Here is a 24,349-nt window from a genome sequence, read left to right on the forward strand (position 1 = left end):
CCAATGAAGCTCTACTACTCTCCTGGCGCCTGCTCCCTGTCCCCGCACATCGTGCTGCACGAAGCGGGCCTGGCCTTCACGCCCGTGCTGGCCAGCACCAAGAGCCACAAGCTGCAGGACGGCACCGACTACTACGGCATCAACCCCCTGGGCTACGTGCCCATGCTGGAGCTGGACGACGGCACGCGCCTGCGCGAAGGCCCGGCCATCGTGCAGTACGTTGCCGACCAGGTGCCGCTCAAGATGCTGGCGCCGCAGAACGGCTCGCTGCAGCGCTACCGCCTGCAGGAGTGGCTGACCTTCATCGGCACCGAGCTGCACCAGACCTTCTCGCCGCTCTTCAACCCTGCCACGCCCGAGGAGTACAAGGCCACCCGGCGCGACAAGCTGCTGCAGCGCCTGGGCTGGGTCGATAGCCAGCTGGCCGACAAGCAGTACCTGATGGGCGAGCACTTCACCGTGGCCGACGCCTACCTGTTCACCGTGGCCAACTGGCACAAGCCCACCAATGTGGACATCTCTGGCCTGGCCAACCTGGCTGCCTACCGCGAGCGCGTGGCCGCCCGCCCCGCCGTGCAGGCCGCCATGAAGACCGAAGGCCTGCTCAAGTAAGCACAAGCCCTCTGGAAAGGACGGTCAGCGTCCTTTCCACGGCACCAGGTGCTGCTCCAGCCAGCGCATCCACCAGTCGAAGCCCCAGGCCACCAGGCCGATGGCCAGGATGCCCATGACCACCACATCGGTGCGCAGGAAGTTGGAGGCATTGAGCACCATCTGCCCCAGCCCCACGGTGGCCGCCACCATCTCGGCGGCCACCAGCGTGGTCCAGCCAAAGCCAATGGCAATGCGCAGGCCCACCAGGATCTCGGGCATCGCGGCCGGCACGATCACGTGCCGCACCAGCTGCCAGCGGCGGGCGCCCAGCGACAGGGCCGCATTGATCTGCTCCACGCTGGCGCTGCGCACACCGGCCTTGGCGGCCAGTGCGATGGGCGCAAAGCAGGCCAGGTAGATCAACAAAATCTTGGACGCCTCGTCGATGCCCAGCCAGATCACGATCAGCGGCAAATAGGCCAGCGGCGGCAGCGGGCGGTAGAACTCGATGGGCGGGTCGAACACACCGCGCGCCACGCGGCTCACGCCCATGGCAATGCCCACCGGCACCGCAGTCACCACCGCCAGCGCAAACGCCCCGAACACACGGATCGCGCTCCACTGCAGGTGTTTCCACAGCGGCTCACCGCCCTGGATGTTGCCGCGCCAGGCATCGCCCAGGGCGCGCAACACGGCCTCGGGCGCGGGCAGGAACAGCGGCGGCACCCAGCCGCGGTGCGTGGCCAGCCACCACAGCGCCAGCAGCGCGGCCACCGTGGCGGCACTGATGGCGCGGCTGGGCCCGCTGCCGGGCAGGCGGAAGGGCGCCACGGCGCGCGGCAAGGCCGGCTCCGCGGGCACGGCGGCCCCGGGCGCATCGCGGCCGATGCCGGGAATCACCAGGATCTGGCTCATCGCATCAGGCACCGGCGGGCTCCCCATGCACCGCAGCACCCGGTGCAATCCAGTCCAGCACGCGCTCGCGCCAGGCGATGAACTGCGCGTCCGACTTCACCGCGCGCGCCGCCCGGCCCGCCAGGTGCTCGCGGTTGAAGCCCAGCGCATGCTGCTGCGCGATGCGGCCCGGGCGCGGTGTCATCACGATCAGGCGCGAGGCCAGGAACAGCGCCTCCTCCACATCGTGGGTGATGAAGAAAATGGTCTTGCCCGTGCGCTGCCACAGCTGCAGCACCAGCTCCTGCAGCGATTCGCGCGTGAACGCGTCGAGCGCGCCCAGCGGCTCGTCCATGAGCAGCACCTCGGGGTCGCTCGCCAGCGCGCGCGCAATGCCCACGCGCTGCTGCATGCCGCCCGAGAGCTGCCACACGGGGGCCTGGGCAAAGGCTTCCAGCCCCACCAGGGCCAGTTGCTCGGTGGCCCGGCGGCGCCGCTCCTCGCGCGCCACGCCGCGCAGGCGCAGGCCCAGCGCCACGTTGTCGACCACGTTGAGCCAGGGCATGAGCGCATGCTTCTGGAACACCACGCCGCGCTCCGCACCCGGCCCGGCCACATCGCGCCCGTTCAGCGTGATGCGGCCCGACGAGGCCTCGGTAAAACCCGCGATGCAGTTGAGCAGCGTGGTCTTGCCGCAGCCCGAGGCACCGAGTGCCACCACGAGCTCGCCGCGCGCGATGTCGAGGTCCACGTCCTGCAGCGCCAGCACGGGCGATGCACCCGCGTAGCGCACGTTCAGGCCGCGTATGCGCAGGCCCTCGGCGTTGTCGTCGTCACTTGGCACGCCGGACCCAGGCCGGGTTCACGCCCACGGCGTAGTCGGGCAGCACGTTCTGGATGGTGCCCTGCTCCTTGAGGAAGGCCGCCGTGGCGGCCAGCGATTTCGCCACGCCCGAATCCTTGCCGCCGCCCAGCCATTGGTTCGATGCCTGCTCGGTGGGCGGCACAAAGGCATACAGCGCCAGGCTCGCGGGCACGGTGGGCGCCTCGGCCCCGCTCCACTTGGCCAGGGACTTGACCTCGGCCGAATCGGCATTCCACGCGGCCTTGTTGACCGTGTAGGCCTTGTCGGCATCGGCCAGCACCTGCACGAACTGCGCGAGGAAGGCGTCATGCTCCTTGGCGAAGGACTTGCTCACGGCCAGACCGTCGAAGGTCGCTTTGCCGGTCCTGGCCGCGATCTGGCCCGAGGTCACGATGACCTTGCCGCCGGCCTTGGCCTTGGCGAGCACCGGGTCCCAGACAAAGGTCGCATCGATGTCGCCGCGCTCCCAGGCCGCCAGGATCTCGGGCGGGCGCAGGTTCAGGATCTGCACGCTCTTGGGGTCCACACCCGCGTCCTGCAGCGCCACCAGCGCATGAAAGTGCGTGGTGGACACATAGGGCAGGCCGACCTTCTTGCCCTTGAGGTCGGCCAGGCTGTTCACGCCCGCGCCGTTGCGCGCCACCAGGGCCTCGGCATCGTTGATGTTGTCCAGCACCCAGAACACCTCGATGGGCACACCCTGCGAAATCGCCGACGCAATGGGCGAAGACCCCGCCTCGCCGATGTGGATGGCGCCCGAAGCCAGCGCGCGCACCACCTCGGCGCCGCTGCCCAGCTTGCGGTAGGTGACCTTGTAGCCCGTGCGCTTCTCGACCTCGCGCGTTTCCTGCGCATGGCGCCATGGCACGACCATGTCCTGGTAGCCAATCACCACTTCGCGCGTCTGCGCCAGGGCACTGAAGCCCAGTGCCATGCCCACGGCCAGGGCCGCGGTCTGGATGCTGGTTCTGCGTGTTGCTGCCATCGGGACGATTTCCTTTTTCTCTCTCGGGTCTGTCGACGCCAGCCCGAAACGGTCCGGCAGGAGAGAAAAATTCTAGGCAGCAGGGCCCTCGCGGCCTTGCACTGCTTTCGCGCTTGGATATGCGAAAAGCGTCTAAGAACCTGTTCTAAGCAGAGACCAGCGGCTTCTGCCGCGATGCCACCACTGCACCCACCCACAGCGCGCAGGCCGAGAACACCAGCCCGCGCGCCAGGCCGCCGGGGCCGTCGGCGATCCAGCCCACCACCGTGGGCCCGACGATCTGCCCCGCCGCGAAGACGATGGTGAAAGCGCTGATGCCGCTGGCCCACAGCGCCTGCGGCAGGTTGTGGCGCACCAGTGCCGTAGTCGATGCCACGACCGACAGGAACACTGCGCCGAACAGCAGGCCCGAGGCCAGCACCACGGGCCAGGCCGAGGTCAGCGCCGGCAGCACCGTGGCCACGCCCAGCAGGCCGTTGAGCAGGGCCAGCGCCTGCCCGCCGCGGCTGCGGTCCAACAGCCCCGCCCAGATGCGCGAAGACAACACCACGGCCAGCCCCAGCAGCGCATAGAACCAGGTCACGGCCGCGCCGCTGGCGCCCTGCTCGCGCAGCAGCGCCACCACAAAGGTCATGTAGCCGATATAGCCCACGCCGAACAGGCCATAGCCCAGCAGCGCTGGCGCAAATGCAGCCCAGCGCATGCTGCCGCTTGCCGGCTGTGCAGACACAGCAGCCGGTGCCGCCAGGGCCTGCAGCGCCCGCGCCGGCCACAGCAGCACCAGCGTGGCCGCCACGCAGGCCAGCGCCAGCGCCCACCAGGCCCAGGCCCAGGCCCAGGGGTGCGGGCCCGGCGCAGCGGCCAGCACCGCCGGCACCAGCACGGCCGACAGGCTGATGCCCCAGCCCGTGCCACCGTAGTACAGGCCCAGCAGCAACCCACTGCGCCCCGGCTGCTGCGCGCCCAGCCGTGCCGCGAGCAGCCCGCCGCAGACGAAGACCAGCGCGCTCGCCACGCCGGCCAGCAGGCGCTGCACGAGCAGCGGCACCGCATCCACGAAGAAGCCGCACAGCCCCATGAACACGGTGGCCAGCACCGAGCCCGCCACCAGCAGCGTGCCCGGCGCCAGGCGGCGCAGCAGCAGCGGCGTGGCCAGCGCGCCCAGCAGGTAGCCCAGCGCGTTCACCGTGTTCATGGCACCGGCCAGCGTGTACGACCAGGCCAGGTCCGCGCGCATGGGCGGCAGCAGCAGCGCATAGGCAAAGCGCGTGATGCCCAGCGACACCGCCGCCCCCATCGACAGGGCCACGGCCAGCCACAGGCCATGGCGCAGCAAAGGGGCGAAAGAAGGCGCAGGGGCGGCAGTGCTCATGGCGGCCATTGTGCCGCGCAGGGCATCGCCACGCTGTCGCCCCGGGGCGCCTGGAAATAGCACAAATCCCTTGCCCTTGGTTGCGCCAGCCCACTGCAGGCTTTGCCGATTGCGAATACGCTTGCCCGTCATTTCCGGTCCCTGCGACCTCCGCAGGAACGAACGATAGAAAGCACCACCGCATGTCCACACCTTCGCTTTTCGATTCCATCCAGGTCGGTGACCTGCACCTGGCCAACCGCGTCGCCATGGCGCCGCTCACGCGCAACCGCGCGCCCAACGCCGTGCCGGCCGACATCACGGCCACCTACTACGCCCAGCGCGCCAGCGCCGGCCTGCTGATCACCGAGGCCACGGCCATCAGCCACCAGGGCCAGGGCTATGCCGATGTGCCCGGCCTGTATGGCACCGAGCAGCTCGATGCCTGGAAGAAGGTCACCAACGCCGTGCACGCGGCCGGCGGCAAGATCGTGACCCAGCTGTGGCATGTGGGCCGCATCTCGCACAACGACCTGCAGCCCGATGGCGGCGCGCCCGTGGCGCCCTCGGCGATCATCGCCAAGTCCAAGACCTACCTGATCGACCGCGCCACCGGCAAGGGCAGCTTCGCGCCCACCTCGCAGCCGCGCGCGCTCGACGCTGCCGAGCTGCCCGGCATCGTGCACGCCTATGCTGCTGCCGCACGCAACGCGGTGGAGACCGCCGGCTTTGACGGCGTGGAGATCCATGGCGCCAACGGCTACCTGCTCGACCAGTTCCTCAAGACCGGCGCCAACCAGCGCACCGACGACTACGGCGGCAGCATCGAGAACCGTGCCCGCCTGCTGCTCGAAGCCACGCGCGCTGCGGTCGACGCCGTGGGCGGCGGCAAGGTCGGCATCCGCCTGTCGCCCGTGACCCCGGCCAACGACATCGTGGACGCCGACCCGCAACCCCTGTTCGACTACGTGGTGCGCCAGCTCGCCCCGCTGGGCCTGGCCTACATCCACATCATCGAAGGCGCCACCGGCGGCCCGCGCGAGCTGCCCGACCGCCCCTTCGACTACGCGGCCCTCAAGGCCGCCTACCGCGCAGCCGGCGGCAAGGGCGCGTGGATGACCAACAACGCCTACGACGCCAGCCTGGCCGAGAAGACCGTGGCCGACGGCTCGGCAGACATCGTGGCCTTCGGCAAGCTCTACATCGCCAACCCCGACCTGGTCGAGCGCCTGCGCCAGAAGGCCCCGCTCAACGCCTGGGACCAGAGCACCTTCTACGGCGGCGGCGAAAAGGGCTATACCGACTACCCGACCCTCCAGTCGGCGTGAATCCGGCCTACCCCAGCCCGATGGGATTAGGGGCCCGCATCACGATGCGGGTGAACAACCGGTCGTAGGCCCCGTCGCGGGCCGGGCCCTGTGCCAGAGGGTTGGCGTTGCTGGCAAAGGCCGCATCCACGGCCGCCCAGTCCCGCGCGTCCAGGTGCTCGTGGGCGGCAGGCAGCACCACGGTTTCCTCGATCCGCATGTGCTCCAGGTAGAAGGCCACATAGCAATGCAACGCCTCCTCGAAGGCGCCCCGCCGCACCTCCCCCAACAGCTCCCAGGCCAGCAGCAGGTGCTGTAGTTCGCGCACGGCGGCCTCGCCGCCCGCATGCTCGCGCTCCAGCCGCGCAATGGCCTCTGCCGCCTCGGGCGCACGCTCGGCCACGCGCGGGAACAGCCACTGCGCCTCCTTGGGGTGGTGCTGGCGCTCGGGAAACTCGTCGATGTAGAACAGCATCGCACGCATCACGTCGAAGAACGCGGCCGGCGCATCGGCCGGCCCCCGGTCCAGCATCAGCTGCAGCGAGCGCAGCACTGCCGCCAGCGACGCGTGCTCATCGCGGATGGTCCGCAAACTGGCATGGGGCATGGCCTTGCTCCGAAAAATTCAACAGCCCCAAGGGTGCCAGCCCCGTGCCCAAGCCGACCTGATGCAGGTCAATGAAGGGCTCGCCCGCCCATGAAAAAGGCCCCGCTCGCCGAAGCGCGCGGGGCCTTGTGCAGACCGCCTGGAGGCCGGTATCAGCGCGCCAGCAGCGGGCGCGAAGACGCCGGTGCGCGCAGCGATGCATGCTGCTGCGGCTGGGCCACCGGGCCACTGCTGTGCCCCCCGTGGCCGCCGTGGGACATCGACTCGGCGAGCTGGAACTGCTGCACCACCTCCGACAGGCGCGCGGCCTGCTCGCGCAGCGATTCGGCCGCCGCGGCGGACTCTTCCACCAGCGCCGCGTTCTGCTGCGTCATGCGGTCGATCTCGCCCACCGACTGGTTCACCTGGCCGATGCCGGCCGACTGCTCGGTGGCCGCCGCCGTGATCTCGCCGATGATGTCGCCCACGCGCTGCACGCTGGCCACGATTTCCTTCATGGCCGTGCCCGCATCCTCGACGTGGCGCACGCCGCCGTCCACGGCGGTCACGCTGTTGTGGATCAGGCCCTTGATGTCGCTGGCCGCCGCGGCCGAGCGCTGGGCCAGGCTGCGCACTTCCGAGGCCACCACGGCGAAGCCGCGGCCCTGCTCGCCTGCACGGGCGGCTTCCACGGCCGCGTTGAGCGCCAGGATGTTGGTCTGGAAGGCGATGGAGTCGATCAGGCCGATGATGTCGCCGATCTTGCGGCTCGAGGCCGAGATCTCCTGCATGCTGGCCACGGCCTGCTGCACCACCGTGCCGCCGCGCGTGGCGGTGTTCGAGGCCGATGCCGCGAGCTGGTTGGCCATCTGCGAAGACGAGGCCGTCTGCTGCACGGTGGAGGTCAGCTGCGACAGCGAGGCCACGGCCTCCTGCGCGTTGCTGGCCGTCTGCTCGGTGCGCTGCGACAGGTCCTGGTTGCCCGTGGCGATCTCCTGGCTGGCCGTGGCGATGTTGCCGCTGGCATCGCGCACCTGCGCCACCAGCGAACCCAGGCCCTGCTGCATGTCGCCCAGCGCGCGCTGCAGGTCGGCCACCTCGTCCTTGCCCTCGGCGCGGATGGGCTGCGACAGGTCGCCCCCGGCAATGGCCTGCGCCATGCGGCGCGCTTCGGCCAGGGGGTTGCAGATGGACTGCATGTTCAGCAGGGTCAGCGGCACCACCACCACCACGGTGATCAGCACGGCCAGCACGAACAGCCACTTGGTCTGGCTGGTCACCTTGCCCTGTTGCTCCACGGCAGCCTGCACATCGGCGCGCAGCACGGTATCGAGCTGCTGCATGAGCTTGTCGGCCTGGTCGAACTCGGCCACGGCCTTGCCGCTCATGCGGTTGGCGATGGTGGCCGTGTCGTAGCCACCGGCTTCGAGCTGGCGCGCCACGTGGGCGAACTGCTCGCGGTAGCTGTCCAGGCGCTTGATGATGTCGCGCACCACCGGGTTGTTCGCGTCTTCCGGCCCTTCGAGCAACTGGGCCGCGACCTTCTTGGCCTTGTCCTGGCTGGCCAGCCACTTGGCGTGTGCGGCCTTCACGACCTCGGGCTTCTCATAGCCGATGATCATGTCCTTCTCGAGCTGGCGGATGGTGCCCATCTCGCCGCGCAGCTCGGCCATGTGGCCCACTTCGGCGAACGAGTGGGACATGAAGTCCTCGCTGAGCGCGGCAATGCGGAACATGCCCAGCATGCCGGCCCCTCCGAGCAGGCCCAACAGGCCCAGCACCACGGCAATGGCTCCCAACATTCGAAATCGAATGGTGAACTGCCGCATGAGCGTGAAAAGATTCATGTCTGTCATCCTTCATTTGGTAGGGATGCCGGTGCCGGACTGCAAGGGATACTCTGCCATGCGAGCACCCTGCCCCCGTGTCCGCCCGACTGCAACAAAACGTTGCAGTTTGCCAGACATGTGTGACCGCACGCCATACGTGTTTATCACATGCGCCAGCGCTTGAGTAAGAGGGCATTCGCCATCACGCTGACCGAGCTGAGCGCCATGGCCGCCCCGGCCACCACCGGGCTCAGGTAACCGAGCGCCGCCAGCGGAATGCCGGCCACGTTGTAGGCAAAGGCCCAGAACAGGTTCTGGCGGATCTTCTGCACCGTGCGGTGCGAGATATCGAGCGCCGCCGCCACCAGCAGCGGGTCGCCGCGCATCAGGGTGATACCGGCCGCATGCATGGCCACATCCGTGCCATTGCCCATGGCCAGGCCCACGTCGGCCGCGGCCAGGGCCGGCGCATCGTTGACGCCATCGCCCACCATGGCCACCACGCGGCCGCCCTGCTGCTGCAGCGCGGCCACCTGCGTGGCCTTGTCGCCGGGCAGCACCTCGGCCCGCACCTCGCCGGCCGCCGGGTCCAGCCCCAGGCGGCGCGCCATGGCCTCGGCCGCGCCCCGGTTGTCGCCCGACACCATCACCGTGCGGATGCCCCGGGCCTTCAGGGCTGCCAAGGCCTCGCGCGCACCGGGCTTGGGCTCGTCGCCAAAGGCCAGCAGCGCGCGCAATGCCAGGCCCTGGGCCGTGCGCTCGGCCACGGCCGACACGGTGGCGCCTTCGGCCTGCAGATCGGCGGCGCGGCGCGCCAGGGCGCCCAGGTCCACGCCCAGCTCCTGCATCCAGCGCAGGCTGCCCACCAGGTAGCTGGCGCCCTGCACCTCGCCCTCCGTGCCCCGGCCGGGCACGGCGCGCACGGCATCGGGGGCCTGCAGGGCCAGTTGGCGTTCCTGCGCCGCACGCACCACGGCGCGCGCCAGCGGGTGTTCGCTGCCGCTCTGCACCGCCGCCACGGCAGCCACCACGGCGGCCTCGTCCACTCCGGGAACCACCTCGAAGGCGGTCAGGCGCGGCTGGCCCACGGTCAGCGTGCCGGTCTTGTCGAAGGCCACCGTGTCCACCTGGTGCGCACGCTCCAGCGCCTGCGCATCCTTGATCAGGATGCCGTGCTTCGCAGCCACCCCCGTGCCCGCCATGATGGCGGCCGGCGTGGCCAGGCCCAGCGCACAGGGACAGGCGATCACCAGCACCGCCACGGCATGGATCAAGGCCACCTCCAGCCCTGCGCCGGCCCACAGCCAGCCCAGCAGGGTGGCCAGGGCGATGGCCAGCACCACCGGCACGAACACGGCCGAGACCTTGTCCACCAGGCGCTGCAGCGGCGCCTTCGCGGCCTGCGCATCCTCCACCAGGCGGATGATGTGGGCCAGCACCGTCTCGGCGCCCACGGCCGTCACGGCCATCACGATGCGCCCGTCGCCGTTGATGGATCCGCCCGTGAGCGGCGCACCCACCTCGCGCGCCACGGGCAGGGGCTCGCCGGTCAGCATGGACTCGTCCACTTGCGTGTGGCCCTCATGCACCGTGCCGTCCACGGGAATGCGCTCGCCCGGACGCACCACCAGCCGGTCGCCCACCAGCACCTCGGCCACGGGCACATCCACCTCGCCGCCCTTGCCCAAGAGGTGCACGACATCGGGGCGCAGCGCATGCAGCGCGCGGATGGCCGCCGTGGTCTGGCGCTTGGCACGCGCCTCCAGCCACTTGCCCAGCAGCACCAGCGTGACCACCACGGCCGAGGCCTCGAAATACAGGTGCGGCGCATGGCCGGCATGCGCCGTGAGCCACAGCCACACCGACAGGCCCCAGCCCGCGCTGGTGCCCACGGCCACCAGCAGGTCCATGTTGCCCGTCAGCGCCCGGGCCGCGTGCCAGCCCGCCTTGTAAAAGCGCGCCCCCAGGATGAACTGCACCGGCGTGGCCAGCACGAACTGCAGCCAGGCAGGCAGCATCCAGTGCTGGCCGAACAGGTCGCCCAGCATGGGCAGCACCAGCGGCGCCGACAGCGCCAGCCCCAGGGCCACGGGCAGAAAACCGGCCCAGGGCGACAGGTCCTCGGCCGCCTCGCCCGCACCCTTGGCCAGCGGCTCATAGCCCGCATTGCGCACCGCGCGGCGCAGTTGCGCCTCCAGCGCCGCCGCGTCGCTGCCGGCGGGCGCGGCCAGGGCCACGCGGGCGGATTCGGTGGCCAGGTTGACCGAGGCCTCCTGCACGCCAGGCACCTTGCGCAACGCGCGCTCCACGCGGCCCACGCAGCTCGCGCAGGTCATGCCGCCCACGCCCAGGTCGAATTGCAGGGCCGGTGCTGCCAGCGCCGGATCGGGGAGTGGGGTGGAAGAAAGTGTGTTCATGGCAGCGAAGTTACAGCTTGCCATGGTGTCAAGGTCAAGCCCTTGCCCCAGATCAAGCCATGGTGTGCCTGGACGGGCCGCAAGGTCTTGTGGCGGGGCTTGACCTTGCCACCATGTGAAGGTTTACGCTCCATGCCATTCCCATCATTTCTTCAGCAAGGAGCCTTCCATGACAGCACCCACCACCAGCCATGACTTCCAGGTCCAGGGCATGACCTGCGGCCATTGCGAACGCGCCGTGACCCAGGCCGTGCAGGGCGTGGACCCGGCCGCCAGCGTGCGCATCGACCGCGCCAGCGGCAGCGTACGCGTGGAGCACAGCAGCGCCGACCGCGCAGCGCTGGCCGCGGCCATTGCCGAAGAAGGCTACGCCGTCGCGGCATGAGCACCACCGTCTGGCCCGTGCCCATCGGCGAGGCCGCGCGCCGCGCCGGTGTCTCGGCGCGCATGGTGCGCCACTATGAATCCCTGGGCCTGGTGGCCGGTGTGGCGCGCACCGACAGCGGCTACCGCCAGTACACCGAGGCCGACGTGCATGGCCTGCGCTTCATCCGCCGCGCGCGCGACCTGGGTTTCTCGATGGACGAGATCGCCGGCCTGCTCGCGCTGTGGCAGGACCGCAGCCGCGCCAGCAGCCAGGTCAAGCGCATCGCGCAGGAGCACATCGCCGACCTGGGTGAGCGCATCGCCGCCATGCAGGCCATGCAGCGCAGCCTGCAGACCCTGGTGTCGTGCTGCCATGGGGACGAGCGGCCGGACTGCCCCATCCTCGATGACCTGGCCGGGGAGCCAGCCCCTGCCCGGCACTAAGTGCGCTTGCGGGCGGCCGGCGCGGCCTTGCGCACCCGCTTGGCAGGCGCCTTGGCCACCGCCCCATCGACACGCCGCAGCACGCCCTGGCACAGCGTCGCGATGCACTGCTCGGCCACCTGCTCGGCCGTGTACTCGCCGCCAGGCTGGTACCAGCGGCCGATCCAGCTGAGCGCTCCGGCGATCACGAAGGCCGTCATCTTCGGGTCGCAGGGCTGCAGCGAGCCCTCCTCCACCCCCTCGGCCACCAGGCGGCGGAATTCCTTGTCGATGGCGGATTTCAGGCGCCGCAGCTCCACCCGGCTTTCGGGCGGCAATTGCTCGTCGCCCACGCGGATCAGGCACTTGCCGAAATCCTCGGTGACGATGCGCGCATAGACCTGCATGCAGGTCATGAGCTGGTCGATGGCCTTGCCCCCGGCGGCGCGCGAGGCATCAATGCCCTCCAGCATCATCTCCAGGCCCTTGCTCACGCACTGCAGCAGGATCTCGTCCTTGTTCTTCACGTAGTAGTACAGCGTGGGCTTGGTCACGTTCAGCCGCGCGGCGATGTCGTCGAGCGAGGTGGCGTGAAAACCCCGTTCATTGAACAGCTGCGCGGCCGCCTGCAGCACGGCATTGCGCTTGGCCTCGCGCTGCTGTTCGCGATGGGTCGCGGGCGCCCAGGGCGAGGCGGGCGGGCGCTCGGCACTGCGGGGGGGCGACACGGTGGGGCTGGGCATGGCGGGCAATTCCTCGGGAAAGTACGGATGCTGGTTTGGCGCGGCGCCTTCCAGAATCTACTCGCGAGTAAACAGTTTACGCACAAGTAGAAAATATCTGCAGGTCTGCAGGCATTTTCTGGTCAGCACAAACCCGCATTAGAAAGCCAATGGAGACACACCCACCCGGCATTCCCCCCGCCAGCGCGCCCCTGCTGCAGGTCGATGGCGTGACCCTGGCCTTCGGCGGGGTCAAGGCGCTCACCGGCGTGGGCTTTGGCGTGCAGGCCGGCTCCATCACCGCGGTGATAGGCCCCAACGGCGCGGGCAAGACCTCGCTGTTCAACACCATCTCGGGCTTCTACCGCCCGGCCAGCGGCGCCATCCGCTTCAAGGGCCAGGACATCACACGCGTGCCGGCGCCGCAGCGCGCCCGCCTGGGCCTGGGGCGCAGCTTCCAGAACATCGCGCTCTTTCGCGGCATGACGGTGCTCGACAACATCAAGCTCGGCCGCCATGCGCACCTCAAGACCAACGTGCTCGACGCGCTGCTCTACATCGGCCGCGCGCGCCGCGAAGAGGCGGCCCTGCGTGCCGAGATCGAGGAGCGCATCATCGACTTCCTGGAGATTGACCACATCCGCCACGCGCCCGTCTCGGCCCTGCCCTACGGCCTGCAAAAGCGCGTGGAAATGGCGCGTGCCCTGGCCATGCAGCCTGAGGTGCTGATGCTCGACGAACCCGTGGCCGGCATGAACCGCGAGGAAACCGAGGACATGGCGCGCTTCATTCTCGACGTGCGCGCCGAATGGGGCGTCACCGTGCTCATGGTGGAGCACGACATGGGCATGGTGATGGACCTGTCGGACCATGTGGTGGTGCTCAACTTCGGCCAGGTCATCGCCCAGGGTACGCCGGCCGAGGTGCAGGCCAACCCCGAGGTGGTGCGTGCCTACCTGGGCGCGGGCAATGTGGGCGACCTGCGCGCCCGCTTCCAGGCCGGCAGCGCCACAGCCGTGCAAGGGGCCGCCGCATGATGATGAACATCGATTGGGCCTACCTCTTCGAGATCAGCCTCACCGGCATCGCCGGCGGCGGCCTCTACGCGCTGGCCGCGCTGGCCTTCGTCATGGTCTACAAGGCCACGCGCGTGGTCAACATCGCCATCGGCGAGCTGCTGATGGTCGGCGCCTACCTGTTCTTCACCTTTGCCGCCACCTTCGCGCTGCCGCTGTGGCTGGCCATTCCGGCCGCGGTGCTGGGCTCGGGCCTGCTGGGCGCGGTGATCGAGCGCACCATGATCCGCCCGCTGCTGGGCGAGCCGCCGATCTCCGTCTTCATGGTCACCGTGGGCCTGGCCTCGGTGCTCGTGGGCCTGGTGGAGATGATCTGGACGGCCGACCAGCGCCGCCTGCCCGAATTCATGCCCACGAAACCCATCATGGTGGGCGACGCCTTCCTCGCACCCAAGGTGTTCTGGGGCGCGATGATCGCCGTGGCCTTCATCGCAGCCGTGCTGCTGGTGTTCCGCTTCTGGCGCGGCGGCGTGGCGCTGCGTGCCACGGCCAGCGACCAGGCCGCCGCCTACTCGGTCGGCATCAACGTGCCGCGCGTGTTCTCGCTGGCCTGGGTGGCCTCGGCCATGATCGCGGCGGTCTCGGGGATCATCGTCGGCTCCATCGGCGGCATCTCGTCGAGCATGGGCGTGTTCGGCCTCTCGGTGCTGGTCGTCGTCATCGTGGGCGGTCTCGACAGCGTGCTTGGCGCCCTGCTGGGCGGCCTGCTCATCGGCCTGGTCGAAGCGCTTGCGGGCGCCTACCTGGGCGGTGAGTACAAGTTGCTCGCCACCTTCATCGTGCTCGTGGCCGTGCTGCTGGTGCGGCCCTACGGCCTGTTCGGCACCCACGAAATCGAACGTCTCTAAGGCAGCACACCCATGCGCATAGGCACCCTCAAGGAATCCTACGTCGCCGATGCGGCGCTGTTCGACTCGCGCACGCAGAAGGTCTGGCTGGCCGTGGCCGCGGCGCTGCTGCTGCTCTTCCCGTTCACGGCCAGCGACTACTGGCTCTATTTGGCCTGCCTGGTCAGCATCAACGTGGCCAGCGCCACAGGGCTCAACATCCTCACGGGCTACACGGGCCTGGTGAGCCTGGGGCAAGCGGCCTTCATGGGCCTGGGGGCCTACACCGTGGCCGTGCTGGAGACGCGCGTGGGCACGCCCTTCGTGCTCAACCTGCTGGCGGGCGGCTTCGTCGCCATGCTCGGCGGCATCGTCGTGGGCATCCCCTCGCTGCGGGTCAAAGGCCTGTACCTGGCGATTGCCACCATCGCGGCCTCGTTCATCGCGCACTTCATCTTCGCCAACTGGAAGTTCACGGGCGGCACCGGCGGCCTGAGCGTGCCACCGGCCCAATTCTTCGGCCTGGCGCTCGACACCTCGTTCCGCCTGTACTGGGTGATCGTGCCGGTCACCGTGCTCATGCTGCTGGGCGCGGCCAACCTGTTCCGCACGCGCGTGGGCCGCGCCTTCATCGCCATCCGCGACCGCGACATCTCGGCCGAGGTGCTGGGCATCCCGCTGCTGCGCTACAAGCTGCTGTCCTTCGGCCTGTCTTCGTTCTATGCGGGCGTGGCCGGGGGCCTGTGGGCCTATTTCTTCCGCGTGGTCACGCCCGAAAGCTTTCCGCTGCTCATGTCCATCTTCTTCCTCGCGGCCATCATCGTCGGCGGCATGGGCTCCATCCTGGGCGGCATCCTGGGTGCGGTGTTCATGACCATGGTGCCCGAGCTGCTCAAGCTCGTGGTCGATCTGCTGCCCGGCGGCAACGAGCTCACGGTGTTTCTCTCGCCCGTGCGCACCGTGATCTTCGGCCTGCTGATCATCGGATTTCTGGTGTTCGAGCCACAGGGGCTCGCAGAAGTGTGGCGGCGCATTCGCCGCTTTTTCCATCTGTGGCCGTTCCGCAATTGACGGGCCCCGCCGCAGCCAAAAAACCATGAAGGAGACAAGCACCATGCCCCGAACCACCACCACCGCGTCCCCCACCTCGCAGCGCCGCCGCTCCCTGCTGCTCGCCGCAGGCGCCACGCTGGCCGCACCGCTCACCGCCACCGCGCAGGCCAGCGGCGAGGACATCGTGATCGGCGGCTCCATCCCGCTCACCGGTGTGTTCGCCTTCGCGGGCGTGGGCATCAACGCCGGCATCGGCGACTACGTGAAGATGGTCAACGACGCGGGCGGCATCAAGGGCCGCAAGCTCAAGTACGTGCCCGAGGACACGGGCTACAAGGTCGACGTCTCGGTCGCCGCCTACAAGAAGATCACCAGCCAGAACAAGGTGAACCTCTACTACGGCGACTCCACGGGCTTTTCCAAGACCATCAACCCCGAGCTCGACCGCGCGGGCACCACGCTGATGGCCGGCGCCTCGTTCGCCAGCGAACTCAACGACCCCAAGAAGTACCCGAACCAGTTCCTCGTGGGCCCGGACTACACCGAGATGTTCGGCATCCTGCTCAAGCACATCGCCAAGGAAAAGCCCGGCGCCAAGGTGGCCTTCGTGTACTCCGATTCGGAATTCGGCCGCGACCCCATCGACAAGAGCGAGGCCGCCGCCAAGGCGCTGGGCCTGTCGGTGCCCGTCAAGATCATGACACCCGCGGGCAGCGTGGACGTCTCGGGCGAGGTCATCAAGCTGCGCCGTGCCGCGCCCGACTACACCATCTTCCACGGCTACATCCTCGCGCCCATCCCCGAGTTCATCACCCAGGGCAAGCAGCAGGGCATGACCAGCAAGTGGATGGGCACCTTCTGGACCATGGACAGCTCCACCGTGATGAAGATGGGCGAGGCCGCCGACGGCTTCATGGGCGTGATGCCCTACCGCTACTACTACGACACCGAGAAGGCGCCCATGCTGGAGAAGATCCGCGCCATGCGCCCCGAGTACCAGAGCACGGCCTATGTGCAGGGCTTCCTCGCCGCCATGCTGTTCACCGAGTCGGCCAAGCGCTGCCTGGATGCGGGCAAGCCGCTCGACGGCAAGAACCTCAAGGCCGCACTCAACAGCATCAAGGACTTCGACACCGGCGGCCTGATCGGCGTGCCGATCACCATCAGCGGCAATTCCATCCCCGTGGGCCGTGTGTACCGCGCGGACATGAAGGCGCAAAAAATGGTGGCGGCCTCCGACTGGATCAAGCTGTGACCTTGCCATGACCCAGCAAGCCCCGGCCCCGGTCCTCGAAGTCAACAACATCGAGGTCATCTACAACCAGGTCGTGCAGGCCCTGCGCGGCCTGTCGCTGGCCGTGCCGCGCGGCCAGATCGTGGCGCTGCTGGGCAGCAATGGCGCGGGCAAGTCCACCACGCTCAAGGCGATTTCGGGCCTGCTCGCGCTCGAAGACGGCACGGTGGAGTCGGGCAGCATCCGCTTTGACGGCCAGCCCACGGCGGGCCTGGCGCCGCAGCAGCTGGTGCGCGCCGGGCTCTCGCATGTGATGGAGGGCCGCCGCGTGTTCGAGGACCTCACGGTCGAAGAAAACCTCGTGGCCGCCACCTATGCGCTCACGGGCCGGGGCGATGCCAAACCCGACTTCGACAGCGTCTACAGCTATTTCCCGCGCCTGCACGAGCGCCGCAAGGGCCTCGCCGGGTATCTCTCGGGCGGCGAGCAGCAGATGCTGGCCATCGGCCGCGCCCTCATCGCCCAGCCCCAGCTGATCCTGCTCGACGAGCCCTCGCTGGGCCTGTCGCCCAAGCTGGTGGAAGACATCTTCACCATCATCGCGCGCATCAACGCCGAGCGCGGCACCTCCATGCTGCTGGTGGAGCAGAACGCCACCGTGGCCCTGGCCGTGGCCCACCAGGGCTACATCATGGAGAACGGCAAGATCGTGATCGACGGCCCGGCCGAGCGCCTGGCCAATGACCCCGATGTGCGCGAGTTCTACCTCGGCATGGGGGGTGGCGGCGAAGCGAAAAGCTTCAAGGACATCAAGCACTACAAACGGCGCAAGCGTTGGCTGTCATGACCCTCCCCGACCTCACCCTGCCCCAGATGCTGCGCGAGCGCGCGCGCTCCGAGCCGGGCCGCGTGGCCATCCGGCAGAAGGACTACGGCATCTGGAAGCCCTTCACCTGGGCCCGCTACCACGAGCGCGCCTGCCACTTCGGCATGGGCCTGCGCGCGCTGGGCCTGCCGGCCGGCGGCCATGTGGGCGTGATCTCCGAGAACCGCATCGAATGGGTGCTCGCGCAGATGGGCGCGGGCCTGGTCGGCGCGGTCACCGTGGGCGTGTACCCCACCAGTCCCACCAACGAAGTCGCCTACGTGGTCGGCCATGCCGACATCGAGGTCATGGTCTGCGAGGACCAGGAGCAGACCGACAAGCTGCTCGCGGCCCTGCCCGATCTGCCACGCCTGAAAAAGATCATCGTCATCGAGACCAAGGGCCTGCGCAGCTTTGCGCCCGAGCAGCGCGCACTCATCGCCACCTTCGCCGAGGTCGAGGCACTGGGCGCAGCATCGGGCCAGCAGGCGCTGGTGGACGAGGCGCTGGCGCGCCAGACGCTCGACGACCTGGGCCTGATGATCTACACCTCGGGCTCCACCGGCAAGCCCAAGGGCGCGATGATCAGCTACCGCAACATCCGCGGTGTGGTGCCCGGCATCGTGGACCGGCTGCAGCTTGATGCATCCACCACGCACCTGTCCTACCTGCCGCTGTGCCATGTGGCCGAGCAGATGCTCACCAGCTTTGTGCCGGTGTACATCGGTTCAGAGGTGAACTTCGGCGAATCCATCCGCACCGTGCAGGAAGACCTGCGCGAAGTGGCACCCACCATGTTCCTCGGCGTGCCGCGCATCTGGGAGAAGCTGCACGCCGCCATCCACATCAAGCTGCAGGAAACCGGCGGCCTGCGCCGCCGCCTGTTCGAGCACGCCTTCGCGGCCTGCCAGCCCCTGGCCGAAAAGCCGCGCAGCACCTGGAGCCTGGGCGAACGCATGGCATCCGCCGCCAGCTACTGGCTGGTGTTCCGTGCGCTGCAGAACTTCATCGGCCTGCGCGAGGCGCGCGTGGCGCTCACGGGCGCCGCGCCCATCCCACCCGACGTGGTGCGCTTCTTCCGCACGCTGGGCCTGCCGCTGATCGAGGTCTATGGCCTCACCGAATCCACCGGCATGGTCACTGGCCACCGGCTGGACCAGGTGGTGGTGGGCACCGTGGGTGTGCCCACGCTGGGCGTGGAGCACCGCATTGCCGAGAACGGCGAGCTGCAGCTGCGCGGCGACATGGTCTTTGCGGGCTACTACCAGAACCCCGAGGCCACGGCGGGCAGCATCGTCGACGGCTGGCTGCACACGGGCGACGTGGTGCGCGAAGAGCAGGGCCAGCTCCAAATCGTGGACCGCCTCAAGGACATCATGATCACGGCCGGCGGCAAGAACCTCACGCCGTCCGAGATCGAGAACACCATGAAGGGCAGCCCCTTCATCAAGGAATGCATCATCGTCGCCGAGGGCCGCAAGTTCGTCGGCGCGCTGGTGATGATCGACTTCGAGACCGTGGGCAAGTGGGCCGAGGCGCGGCGCATCGCGTTCACGCATTTCCGCTCGCTGGTGGAGACGCCCGCGGTGCGCGAACTCATCGACACCGAGATCCGCCGCGGCAACGAGCGCCTGGCCCAGGTCTCGCAGATCCGCCAGTTCCACCTGCTCACCAAGGAGCTGGACCACGACGATGGCGAGGTCACCGCCACCATGAAGGTGCGCCGCGCCAGCATCTACAAGACCTACGCCGCCGAGATCGAAGCGCTGTACCGCTGAAGAAGGACTTCCCTCCATGACCGACTCCACCCAGGCCGCGCCTGCGCTGCTGCATGAGCGCAAGGGCGCCATCGCCACGCTGTGCTTCAACCGGCCCGCAGCGCTCAATGCCGTCGACGTGCCCATGGCCCAGGCCTTCCTGGCCGCCGTGCAGGCCATCGCGCAAGACCCCGGCGTGCGCGCGGTGGTGCTGCGCGGCGCCGGCAAGGGCTTCATGGCCGGTGGCGACCTGGCCACCCTGCGCGCCCAGCCGGTGCAGGGCGCCATGGACCTGCTCACGCCGTTGCACGCCGGTCTGGCCCTGCTCGCACAGATCGATGCGCCCGTCATCGCCCAGGTGCATGGCGTGGCCGCAGGGGCCGGCCTGTCCCTGCTGCTGCAGGCCGACTATGTGCTCATGGCCGAGGGCACGCGCCTGAACCTGGCCTACATCAACCTGGGCACGAGCTGCGACGTGGGCGCCTCGTGGGCCTTGCCACGCAAGGTGGGCCTGCGCCAGGCGCTGGAGATCGCACTGTTGGGCGAAGCCTTCAGCGCCGAGGACGCGCTGCGCATGGGCCTGGTGAACCGCGTCGTGCCTGCCGCCGAACTCGATGCCGCCACAGCGGCCATCGTCGAGCGCCTGGCCTCCGGCCCCACGCAGGCCTATGGCGCCATGAAGCGCCTCATGCGCCAGTCCATGGAGCGCAGCCTGCCCGAGCAGCTCGATGCCGAGCAACAGGCCTTTGCCCGCTGCGCCGCCACCGCGGACTTCCGCGAGGGCGTCGAGGCCTTCTACGCACGCCGCCCTGCGCAATTCAGCGGCCACTGATTTCTTTTATCTCCTTTTCCAACGCATTCCCATGAGCAGCAGCCTCCAAGACGTCTATGTGATCTCCACCGCGCGCACCGCCATCGGCAGCTTTGGCGGCAGCCTCAAGGACGTGCCCAACACCGAACTCGCCACCACTGCGGTGAAGGCCGCCATTGCGCGCAGCGGCCTGCCGGCCGATGCCATCGGCCATGTGGTCATGGGCAACGTGATCCCCACCGACACCAAGGACGCCTACCTGGCGCGCGTGGCCGCCATCGACGCGGGCTGCCCCATCGAGACGCCGGCCTTCAACGTCAACCGCCTGTGCGGCTCGGGCTTGCAGGCCATCATTTCGGCGGCCCAGGCCATCGGCTACGGGGATTGCGACATCGCCATCGGTGGCGGCAGCGAGTCCATGAGCCGCGGCCCCTACTTCGACACCGCGGCGCGCTACGGCGCGCGCATGGGCGACGCCAAGAGCATCGACTACATGCTCGGCATCCTGCACGACCCCTGGCAGAAGATGCACATGGGCATCACCGCCGAGAACGTGGCCGAGCGCTACCGCATCGGCCGCGAGGCGCAGGACCAGCTCGCCGTGCAAAGCCAGCAGCGCGCGGCCCGCGCCATCGCCGCGGGCCATTTCCGCGAACAGATCGTGCCCGTGGAGATCGCCACGCGCAAAGGCACCGTGGTCTTCGACACCGACGAGCATGTGCGCGGCAGCACCACGCCGGAGGTGCTGGCCGGCATGAAGCCCGCGTTCAAGAAGGACGGCCTGGTCACCGCGGGCAATGCCTCGGGCATCAACGACGGCGCGGCCGCCGTGGTGCTGGCCTCGGGCGCCCGCGCCTCGGCCCTGGGCCTAAAACCCCTGGCGCGCCTGGTGGGCTATGCCCATGCGGGCGTCGAGCCGGCCTACATGGGCATCGGTCCCGTGCCCGCCACGCAGAAGCTGCTGCAGCGCACCGGCCTCACCGTGCAGGACATGGACGTGATCGAGGCCAACGAGGCCTTTGCCGCCCAGGCCTGCGCGGTGATCCAGGAGCTCGGCCTGGACCCCGCCAAGGTCAATCCCAACGGCTCGGGCATCTCGCTGGGCCACCCCGTGGGCGCCACGGGCGCCATCATCACCACCAAGGCGATTGCCGAGCTGCACCGCACGGGTGGCCGCTATGCGCTGGTGACCATGTGCATCGGCGGCGGCCAGGGCATTGCGGCGGTGTTCGAGCGGGTCTGACACTCGCGCGCCGGGGCCCTGCAGGCCTGGCGCAGGGATGGATTGCTGAACGCGGCGCAGCAATGCATGGCGATTGCTCATCAATCGCCAGCGCCAGGTGCCTACGCTCGGTGGCTTGTTGTTCCACCTTGCCGAAGAGCCCGCCGTGCCGCGTTTCCCCCTGTTCTCCCTTCCCTCCCTCCCCGCCTTGCGAGGCATGGCATGACCTGGGTCGCCCTGGGTCTCCTCGCCGGCCTGGTGCTGGGCAGCTACGACTTCCTCACCAAGCTCGCACTGCGCGAGAAGACAGTGCTCGACGTGGTCGTTCTGAGCTCCGCGCTCGGCGCGCTGCTGTGGCTGCCCTTGCTGCTCGCACCAGCCACGGCCGCCCCGCTGCTGCAGCCCTGGGGGCTTTTTCCGGCGCCCCTCTCCTGGCGCGAACAGGCGCTGGTGCTGCCCAAGTCGCTCATGATGGTCGCCAACTGGGTGCTCTCGTACTACGCGGTCAAGGCCTTGCCGCTGTCGATCTCGGCCGGCGTGCGCGCCTCGGGCCCGCTGTGGACAGCGGCCGGCGCCATCGTGCTGCTGGGCGAGCAGCTGGGCGGGTGGCAGTGGCTGGGCCTGGCCGTGTCCATGCTGTCCTACTACCTGTTCTCGCGCATCGGCAGCCGCGAGGGCATCCGCTTTCACCGCGACGGCTGGGTGCTGTGCATGCTGGCCGCCACGCTGCTGTCCTCGGCCAATGCGCTGTACGACAAGCACATCCTGGCCGGGCTGCAGATGGACCTGGCGGGCGTGCAGGCCTGGTCGGCCGTGCAGCGCGGCCTGATCGCCCTGGCGCTGTTGCCCTGGGTGCGCCCCCTCCCCTCGCTGCGCGGCCTGTGCACACGCCACTGGACCGTCCCCGCGATCGCCCTGGCCTATGTGCTGGCGGAGTACCTCTACCTCATGGCCGTGCAGGCCGAAGGGGCGATGATCGCGGTGCTCTCGGTGCTGCGCCGTACCAACCTGGTCATGGTCTTCGGGCTCGGCGCGCTGTTCCTGCGCGAGCGCTTCATTGCCCAGAAGTCCGTGGCCATCGCCGGCGTGCTGGCCGGCATCGTGCTCACGCTCGCAGGCTGAGCAGCCCCGAGGCTACGCAGGCGCCAGGCTGCGGATCCATGCCATCACCTGCTGCCCCTGCGGCGTGATGGCCGTGCGCTCCGACGCGAGCAGGTAGTAGGACTGCTCGCTGGGCAGCGCCACCTCGCCCAGGCGCACCAGCGCGCCGCTGGCCAGCAGCTCCTGCACCAGCGAGCGCCGCCCCAGCGCAATGCCCTGCAGGCCCAGCGCCGCGTCGAGCACAAAGCCCGTGTCGGTGAAGGCCATGCCCTGCTGGCGCTGTGCCGGCACGCGGATGCCGGCCTTGTCCAGCCAGGGCTTCCAGGGCTGGCGCGTGTGCGCGAGCAGCACCGCCTTGCGGAACGCGGCCGTGCCGGCCGGCACCCCCAGGCGCTCCAGGTAGGCCGGCGCGGCCACGGGGAACCACTCGTCGTCCATGAGCTTTTCGCAATGGTGGGCGGCCGGCCGGGTGCGCGCAAAGCGCACGGCAATGTCGGCATCGCCGCGCTCCAGGTCCACCGTGTCGATGGAGGGCTGGATCTCCACGTTCCAGCCGGGCTGTGCACCCAGCCGCGACAGGGCCGGCACCAGGCGCCAGCGCGCAAACGATGGCAGGGCGCTGATGCGCACCACGCTGCCCCGGGCCCCGTCCTGCGCACCAAAGGCCTGCGCCAGCTGCAGCAGGGGCTGCTGGACCTGCTGGTGCAGGTGCAGCCCCTCGGCCGTGAGCGCGACGGCGCGCGTGCTGCGCACGAACAGCGGCTTCTCGACCAGGCGTTCCAGTTCGCGGATGCGGTGGCTCACCGCGCTGTGCGAGAGGTGCAGTTCCTCGGCCGCCTTGCTGAAGCTGCTGCGCCGCGCCACCGCATCGAAGGCCAGCAGCAGGTGGAGGGGCGGAATGGCCTTCATCACGCGCTGGGCGTCCCCGTGCCGGTCAGAACGGCGCCGAATCCGGGTCCGTGTCCACCGGGGCCGTGGCCGGCCCGGTGACCGCGCGCCCGCCCGCATCCTTGCCGCCGCGCGATGGCGCCGCCGTGGCCGCCGGGCCGGGCGCCGCAGCGCCGGAGCCGACGCCATCGGACTCGCCGCCCAGCGCCTCGATCAGGTCGGGGATCAGCTTGGACAGCTCGCCCGTGGCGATCGCCACGTCGGTGTCGAACCCCGCGTCATCGGATTTGCTGCCCTCGAACACCGTGTCCAGGAAAGCAATCTTCTTGATCTGCAGCCCCTCGGTCAGCATCAGCGAGACGCGGTCGTCCCAGGTCAGCGCCAGCTTGGTGGGCAGCTTGCCCGCGGCGATGTGGGCCTGCACCTCCTCGATGTCCAGCGGGTGGCGCGAGTAGCGCACCACGGCCTTGGCCTCGTCGGCGCTCTTGAGTTCGCACTCGCGGTCCACGGTGAATCCCACGGGCGGCTCCTGCGTGCTCAGCCAGTGGGACATGGCGGCCTGCGGGCTGGTCTCGGTGTACAGCAGCGAGACCGACAGGCCCGGCAGCGACTCGACCAGCAGCGACACCACCTCGTCGGCCCGGCCCTGGCTCGAGGTATCGAACACGATGGTGCGTGCCTCGGTGTCGATCCACACCCACATCGAGCCCTGCTTGGTGAAGGCCATGGGCAGCAGGTCGAGCTTGGCCTCTTCCTTGAGGTCGCGGCTTTCCTTCTTGCCGGGCTTGCGGCCGGTTTCCTTCTCGATGCGCTCGGCCTTTTCCTTCACGCGCCGGTTGAGCACCGAGCCGGGCAGCACCTTGGACTCGACCATGAAGCGCAGGATCCACTGCCCGCCCACCGATTCGACCAGCGCGCCGTGCTCCTCGCCGCGCGGCGGGATCCAGCCCAGCGACTTTTCCTGCGTGGCACCGCACTCCATGAAAGGCGACTTGGCCAGCGCCTCTTCCACCTGCGTCAATTCCACCTGCCATTGCGGCGCAATGCGGTACACGATCATGTTCTTGAACACGAAAAACCCTCTGGTTGCCGGACGAAGCTGTCCACCGGTGCCCCGGGCATGCAAAGGCCCGGGCACGGAACCCTCCATTGTCGGTGGTCGGCGCCCCCTGCGCA

Annotated in this window: 23 protein-coding genes; 13 read left to right on the forward strand and 10 right to left on the reverse strand. The window is 69.2% G+C overall.

Features of this window, described 5'->3' with window-relative positions; genetic code table 11:
- Nucleotides 1-3 precede the first annotated feature (3 nt).
- On the forward strand, nt 4-612 hold the full coding sequence (gene gstA, locus HNP48_RS02160; protein ID WP_184855195.1) for a glutathione transferase GstA: 609 nt from the start codon (nt 4-6) through the stop codon (nt 610-612).
- Nucleotides 613-636: 24 nt separating this feature from the next.
- Here gstA and HNP48_RS02165 read toward each other — a convergent pair whose 3' ends face one another.
- From HNP48_RS02165 to HNP48_RS02180, 4 genes are all read right to left on the reverse strand, one after another.
- Complete coding sequence (locus HNP48_RS02165) at nt 637-1,509, reverse strand: ABC transporter permease subunit (RefSeq protein ID WP_221480048.1); 873 nt, start codon at nt 1,507-1,509, stop codon at nt 637-639.
- 4 nt (nt 1,510-1,513) lie between these two features.
- Nucleotides 1,514-2,332, reverse strand: coding sequence for a taurine ABC transporter ATP-binding protein (locus tag HNP48_RS02170; protein ID WP_409362526.1), 819 nt, complete (start codon nt 2,330-2,332; stop codon nt 1,514-1,516).
- On the reverse strand, nt 2,322-3,338 hold the full coding sequence (gene tauA / locus HNP48_RS02175; RefSeq protein WP_184855197.1) for a taurine ABC transporter substrate-binding protein: 1,017 nt from the start codon (nt 3,336-3,338) through the stop codon (nt 2,322-2,324). The genes HNP48_RS02170 and tauA overlap by 11 nt, the downstream gene beginning before the upstream one ends.
- A gap of 145 nt (nt 3,339-3,483) precedes the next feature.
- Complete coding sequence (locus HNP48_RS02180) at nt 3,484-4,719, reverse strand: YbfB/YjiJ family MFS transporter (RefSeq protein ID WP_409362527.1); 1,236 nt, start codon at nt 4,717-4,719, stop codon at nt 3,484-3,486.
- Between the two features lie 173 nt (nt 4,720-4,892).
- Between HNP48_RS02180 and HNP48_RS02185 the strand changes: the two genes are divergently transcribed.
- Nucleotides 4,893-6,017, forward strand: coding sequence for an alkene reductase (locus HNP48_RS02185; protein WP_184855199.1), 1,125 nt, complete (start codon nt 4,893-4,895; stop codon nt 6,015-6,017).
- 7 nt (nt 6,018-6,024) lie between these two features.
- Here HNP48_RS02185 and HNP48_RS02190 read toward each other — a convergent pair whose 3' ends face one another.
- The 3 genes from HNP48_RS02190 to HNP48_RS02200 all read right to left on the reverse strand — a co-directional run bounded on the left by HNP48_RS02190 (nt 6,025) and on the right by HNP48_RS02200 (nt 10,828).
- Complete coding sequence (locus HNP48_RS02190; RefSeq protein WP_184855200.1) at nt 6,025-6,603, reverse strand: hemerythrin domain-containing protein; 579 nt, start codon at nt 6,601-6,603, stop codon at nt 6,025-6,027.
- 152 nt (nt 6,604-6,755) lie between these two features.
- Nucleotides 6,756-8,429, reverse strand: coding sequence for a methyl-accepting chemotaxis protein (locus HNP48_RS02195; protein ID WP_184855201.1), 1,674 nt, complete (start codon nt 8,427-8,429; stop codon nt 6,756-6,758).
- Nucleotides 8,430-8,575: 146 nt separating this feature from the next.
- Nucleotides 8,576-10,828 (reverse strand): heavy metal translocating P-type ATPase, encoded by a 2,253-nt coding sequence (locus tag HNP48_RS02200; RefSeq protein WP_184855202.1) that lies wholly within the window; start codon nt 10,826-10,828, stop codon nt 8,576-8,578.
- A gap of 169 nt (nt 10,829-10,997) precedes the next feature.
- On the opposite strand from HNP48_RS02200, the gene HNP48_RS02205 reads away from it, so the two are divergent.
- The gene (locus HNP48_RS02205; protein ID WP_184855203.1) at nt 10,998-11,213 is read left to right on the forward strand and encodes a heavy-metal-associated domain-containing protein; all 216 of its coding nucleotides are present in this window, start codon (nt 10,998-11,000) and stop codon (nt 11,211-11,213) included.
- A complete protein-coding gene (gene cueR / locus HNP48_RS02210; RefSeq protein ID WP_184855204.1) occupies nt 11,210-11,638 on the forward strand; it encodes a Cu(I)-responsive transcriptional regulator in 429 nt (142 codons plus the stop codon). The genes HNP48_RS02205 and cueR overlap by 4 nt, the downstream gene beginning before the upstream one ends.
- On the opposite strand, the gene HNP48_RS02215 is transcribed toward cueR, so the two are convergent.
- A complete protein-coding gene (locus HNP48_RS02215) occupies nt 11,635-12,360 on the reverse strand; it encodes a TetR/AcrR family transcriptional regulator (protein ID WP_184855205.1) in 726 nt (241 codons plus the stop codon). The two genes, cueR and HNP48_RS02215, sit on opposite strands and share 4 nt — an antisense overlap.
- A gap of 149 nt (nt 12,361-12,509) precedes the next feature.
- On the opposite strand from HNP48_RS02215, the gene HNP48_RS02220 reads away from it, so the two are divergent.
- The 9 genes from HNP48_RS02220 to HNP48_RS02260 all read left to right on the forward strand — a co-directional run bounded on the left by HNP48_RS02220 (nt 12,510) and on the right by HNP48_RS02260 (nt 22,306).
- Nucleotides 12,510-13,376, forward strand: a complete 867-nt coding sequence (locus HNP48_RS02220; protein ID WP_184855206.1) for an ABC transporter ATP-binding protein — start codon at nt 12,510-12,512, stop codon at nt 13,374-13,376.
- A 2-nt stretch (nt 13,377-13,378) separates the two neighbouring features.
- The gene (locus HNP48_RS02225) at nt 13,379-14,263 is read left to right on the forward strand and encodes a branched-chain amino acid ABC transporter permease (RefSeq protein WP_184855657.1); all 885 of its coding nucleotides are present in this window, start codon (nt 13,379-13,381) and stop codon (nt 14,261-14,263) included.
- 12 nt (nt 14,264-14,275) lie between these two features.
- Nucleotides 14,276-15,313, forward strand: coding sequence for a branched-chain amino acid ABC transporter permease (locus HNP48_RS02230; protein WP_184855207.1), 1,038 nt, complete (start codon nt 14,276-14,278; stop codon nt 15,311-15,313).
- Nucleotides 15,314-15,356: 43 nt separating this feature from the next.
- Entirely contained in the window at nt 15,357-16,550 is a 1,194-nt protein-coding gene (locus tag HNP48_RS02235) for an ABC transporter substrate-binding protein (protein WP_184855208.1), read from the forward strand.
- Between the two features lie 7 nt (nt 16,551-16,557).
- Nucleotides 16,558-17,376 carry an ABC transporter ATP-binding protein gene (locus tag HNP48_RS02240; protein ID WP_184855209.1) on the forward strand — a complete coding sequence of 273 codons (819 nt, stop codon included), beginning with the start codon at nt 16,558-16,560 and terminating at the stop codon, nt 17,374-17,376.
- Nucleotides 17,373-19,172 (forward strand): long-chain fatty acid--CoA ligase, encoded by a 1,800-nt coding sequence (locus HNP48_RS02245; protein WP_184855210.1) that lies wholly within the window; start codon nt 17,373-17,375, stop codon nt 19,170-19,172. Before HNP48_RS02240 ends, HNP48_RS02245 begins: the two co-directional genes overlap by 4 nt.
- A 16-nt stretch (nt 19,173-19,188) precedes the next feature.
- A complete protein-coding gene (locus HNP48_RS02250; protein ID WP_184855211.1) occupies nt 19,189-19,983 on the forward strand; it encodes an enoyl-CoA hydratase/isomerase family protein in 795 nt (264 codons plus the stop codon).
- Nucleotides 19,984-20,014: 31 nt separating this feature from the next.
- A complete protein-coding gene (locus tag HNP48_RS02255; protein ID WP_184855212.1) occupies nt 20,015-21,205 on the forward strand; it encodes an acetyl-CoA C-acyltransferase family protein in 1,191 nt (396 codons plus the stop codon).
- 201 nt (nt 21,206-21,406) lie between these two features.
- On the forward strand, nt 21,407-22,306 hold the full coding sequence (locus HNP48_RS02260) for a DMT family transporter (protein WP_184855213.1): 900 nt from the start codon (nt 21,407-21,409) through the stop codon (nt 22,304-22,306).
- A gap of 12 nt (nt 22,307-22,318) precedes the next feature.
- On the opposite strand, the gene HNP48_RS02265 is transcribed toward HNP48_RS02260, so the two are convergent.
- Together HNP48_RS02265 and HNP48_RS02270 are read right to left on the reverse strand one after the other, a co-directional pair.
- Entirely contained in the window at nt 22,319-23,194 is an 876-nt protein-coding gene (locus HNP48_RS02265) for a LysR substrate-binding domain-containing protein (protein WP_184855214.1), read from the reverse strand.
- Between the two features lie 25 nt (nt 23,195-23,219).
- The gene (locus HNP48_RS02270; protein WP_184855215.1) at nt 23,220-24,245 is read right to left on the reverse strand and encodes a recombination-associated protein RdgC; all 1,026 of its coding nucleotides are present in this window, start codon (nt 24,243-24,245) and stop codon (nt 23,220-23,222) included.
- Nucleotides 24,246-24,349: the final 104 nt, after the last annotated feature.

The organism is Acidovorax soli, from assembly GCF_014207955.1.
In the GTDB taxonomy this organism is placed as follows: domain Bacteria; phylum Pseudomonadota; class Gammaproteobacteria; order Burkholderiales; family Burkholderiaceae_C; genus Acidovorax; species Acidovorax soli_A.

Coding starts and splice junctions, on each gene's coding strand:
- gstA (WP_184855195.1), top strand. CDS start 4: ATGAAGCTCTACTACTCTCCTGGCGCCTGCTCCCTGTCCCCGCACATC.
- HNP48_RS02165 (WP_221480048.1), bottom strand. CDS start 1,509: ATGAGCCAGATCCTGGTGATTCCCGGCATCGGCCGCGATGCGCCCGGG.
- tauA (WP_184855197.1), bottom strand. CDS start 3,338: ATGGCAGCAACACGCAGAACCAGCATCCAGACCGCGGCCCTGGCCGTG.
- HNP48_RS02180 (WP_409362527.1), bottom strand. CDS start 4,719: ATGGCCGCCATGAGCACTGCCGCCCCTGCGCCTTCTTTCGCCCCTTTG.
- HNP48_RS02185 (WP_184855199.1), top strand. CDS start 4,893: ATGTCCACACCTTCGCTTTTCGATTCCATCCAGGTCGGTGACCTGCAC.
- HNP48_RS02190 (WP_184855200.1), bottom strand. CDS start 6,603: ATGCCCCATGCCAGTTTGCGGACCATCCGCGATGAGCACGCGTCGCTG.
- HNP48_RS02195 (WP_184855201.1), bottom strand. CDS start 8,429: ATGAATCTTTTCACGCTCATGCGGCAGTTCACCATTCGATTTCGAATG.
- HNP48_RS02200 (WP_184855202.1), bottom strand. CDS start 10,828: ATGAACACACTTTCTTCCACCCCACTCCCCGATCCGGCGCTGGCAGCA.
- HNP48_RS02205 (WP_184855203.1), top strand. CDS start 10,998: ATGACAGCACCCACCACCAGCCATGACTTCCAGGTCCAGGGCATGACC.
- cueR (WP_184855204.1), top strand. CDS start 11,210: ATGAGCACCACCGTCTGGCCCGTGCCCATCGGCGAGGCCGCGCGCCGC.
- HNP48_RS02215 (WP_184855205.1), bottom strand. CDS start 12,360: ATGCCCAGCCCCACCGTGTCGCCCCCCCGCAGTGCCGAGCGCCCGCCC.
- HNP48_RS02220 (WP_184855206.1), top strand. CDS start 12,510: ATGGAGACACACCCACCCGGCATTCCCCCCGCCAGCGCGCCCCTGCTG.
- HNP48_RS02225 (WP_184855657.1), top strand. CDS start 13,379: ATGAACATCGATTGGGCCTACCTCTTCGAGATCAGCCTCACCGGCATC.
- HNP48_RS02230 (WP_184855207.1), top strand. CDS start 14,276: ATGCGCATAGGCACCCTCAAGGAATCCTACGTCGCCGATGCGGCGCTG.
- HNP48_RS02235 (WP_184855208.1), top strand. CDS start 15,357: ATGCCCCGAACCACCACCACCGCGTCCCCCACCTCGCAGCGCCGCCGC.
- HNP48_RS02240 (WP_184855209.1), top strand. CDS start 16,558: ATGACCCAGCAAGCCCCGGCCCCGGTCCTCGAAGTCAACAACATCGAG.
- HNP48_RS02245 (WP_184855210.1), top strand. CDS start 17,373: ATGACCCTCCCCGACCTCACCCTGCCCCAGATGCTGCGCGAGCGCGCG.
- HNP48_RS02250 (WP_184855211.1), top strand. CDS start 19,189: ATGACCGACTCCACCCAGGCCGCGCCTGCGCTGCTGCATGAGCGCAAG.
- HNP48_RS02255 (WP_184855212.1), top strand. CDS start 20,015: ATGAGCAGCAGCCTCCAAGACGTCTATGTGATCTCCACCGCGCGCACC.
- HNP48_RS02260 (WP_184855213.1), top strand. CDS start 21,407: ATGACCTGGGTCGCCCTGGGTCTCCTCGCCGGCCTGGTGCTGGGCAGC.
- HNP48_RS02265 (WP_184855214.1), bottom strand. CDS start 23,194: ATGAAGGCCATTCCGCCCCTCCACCTGCTGCTGGCCTTCGATGCGGTG.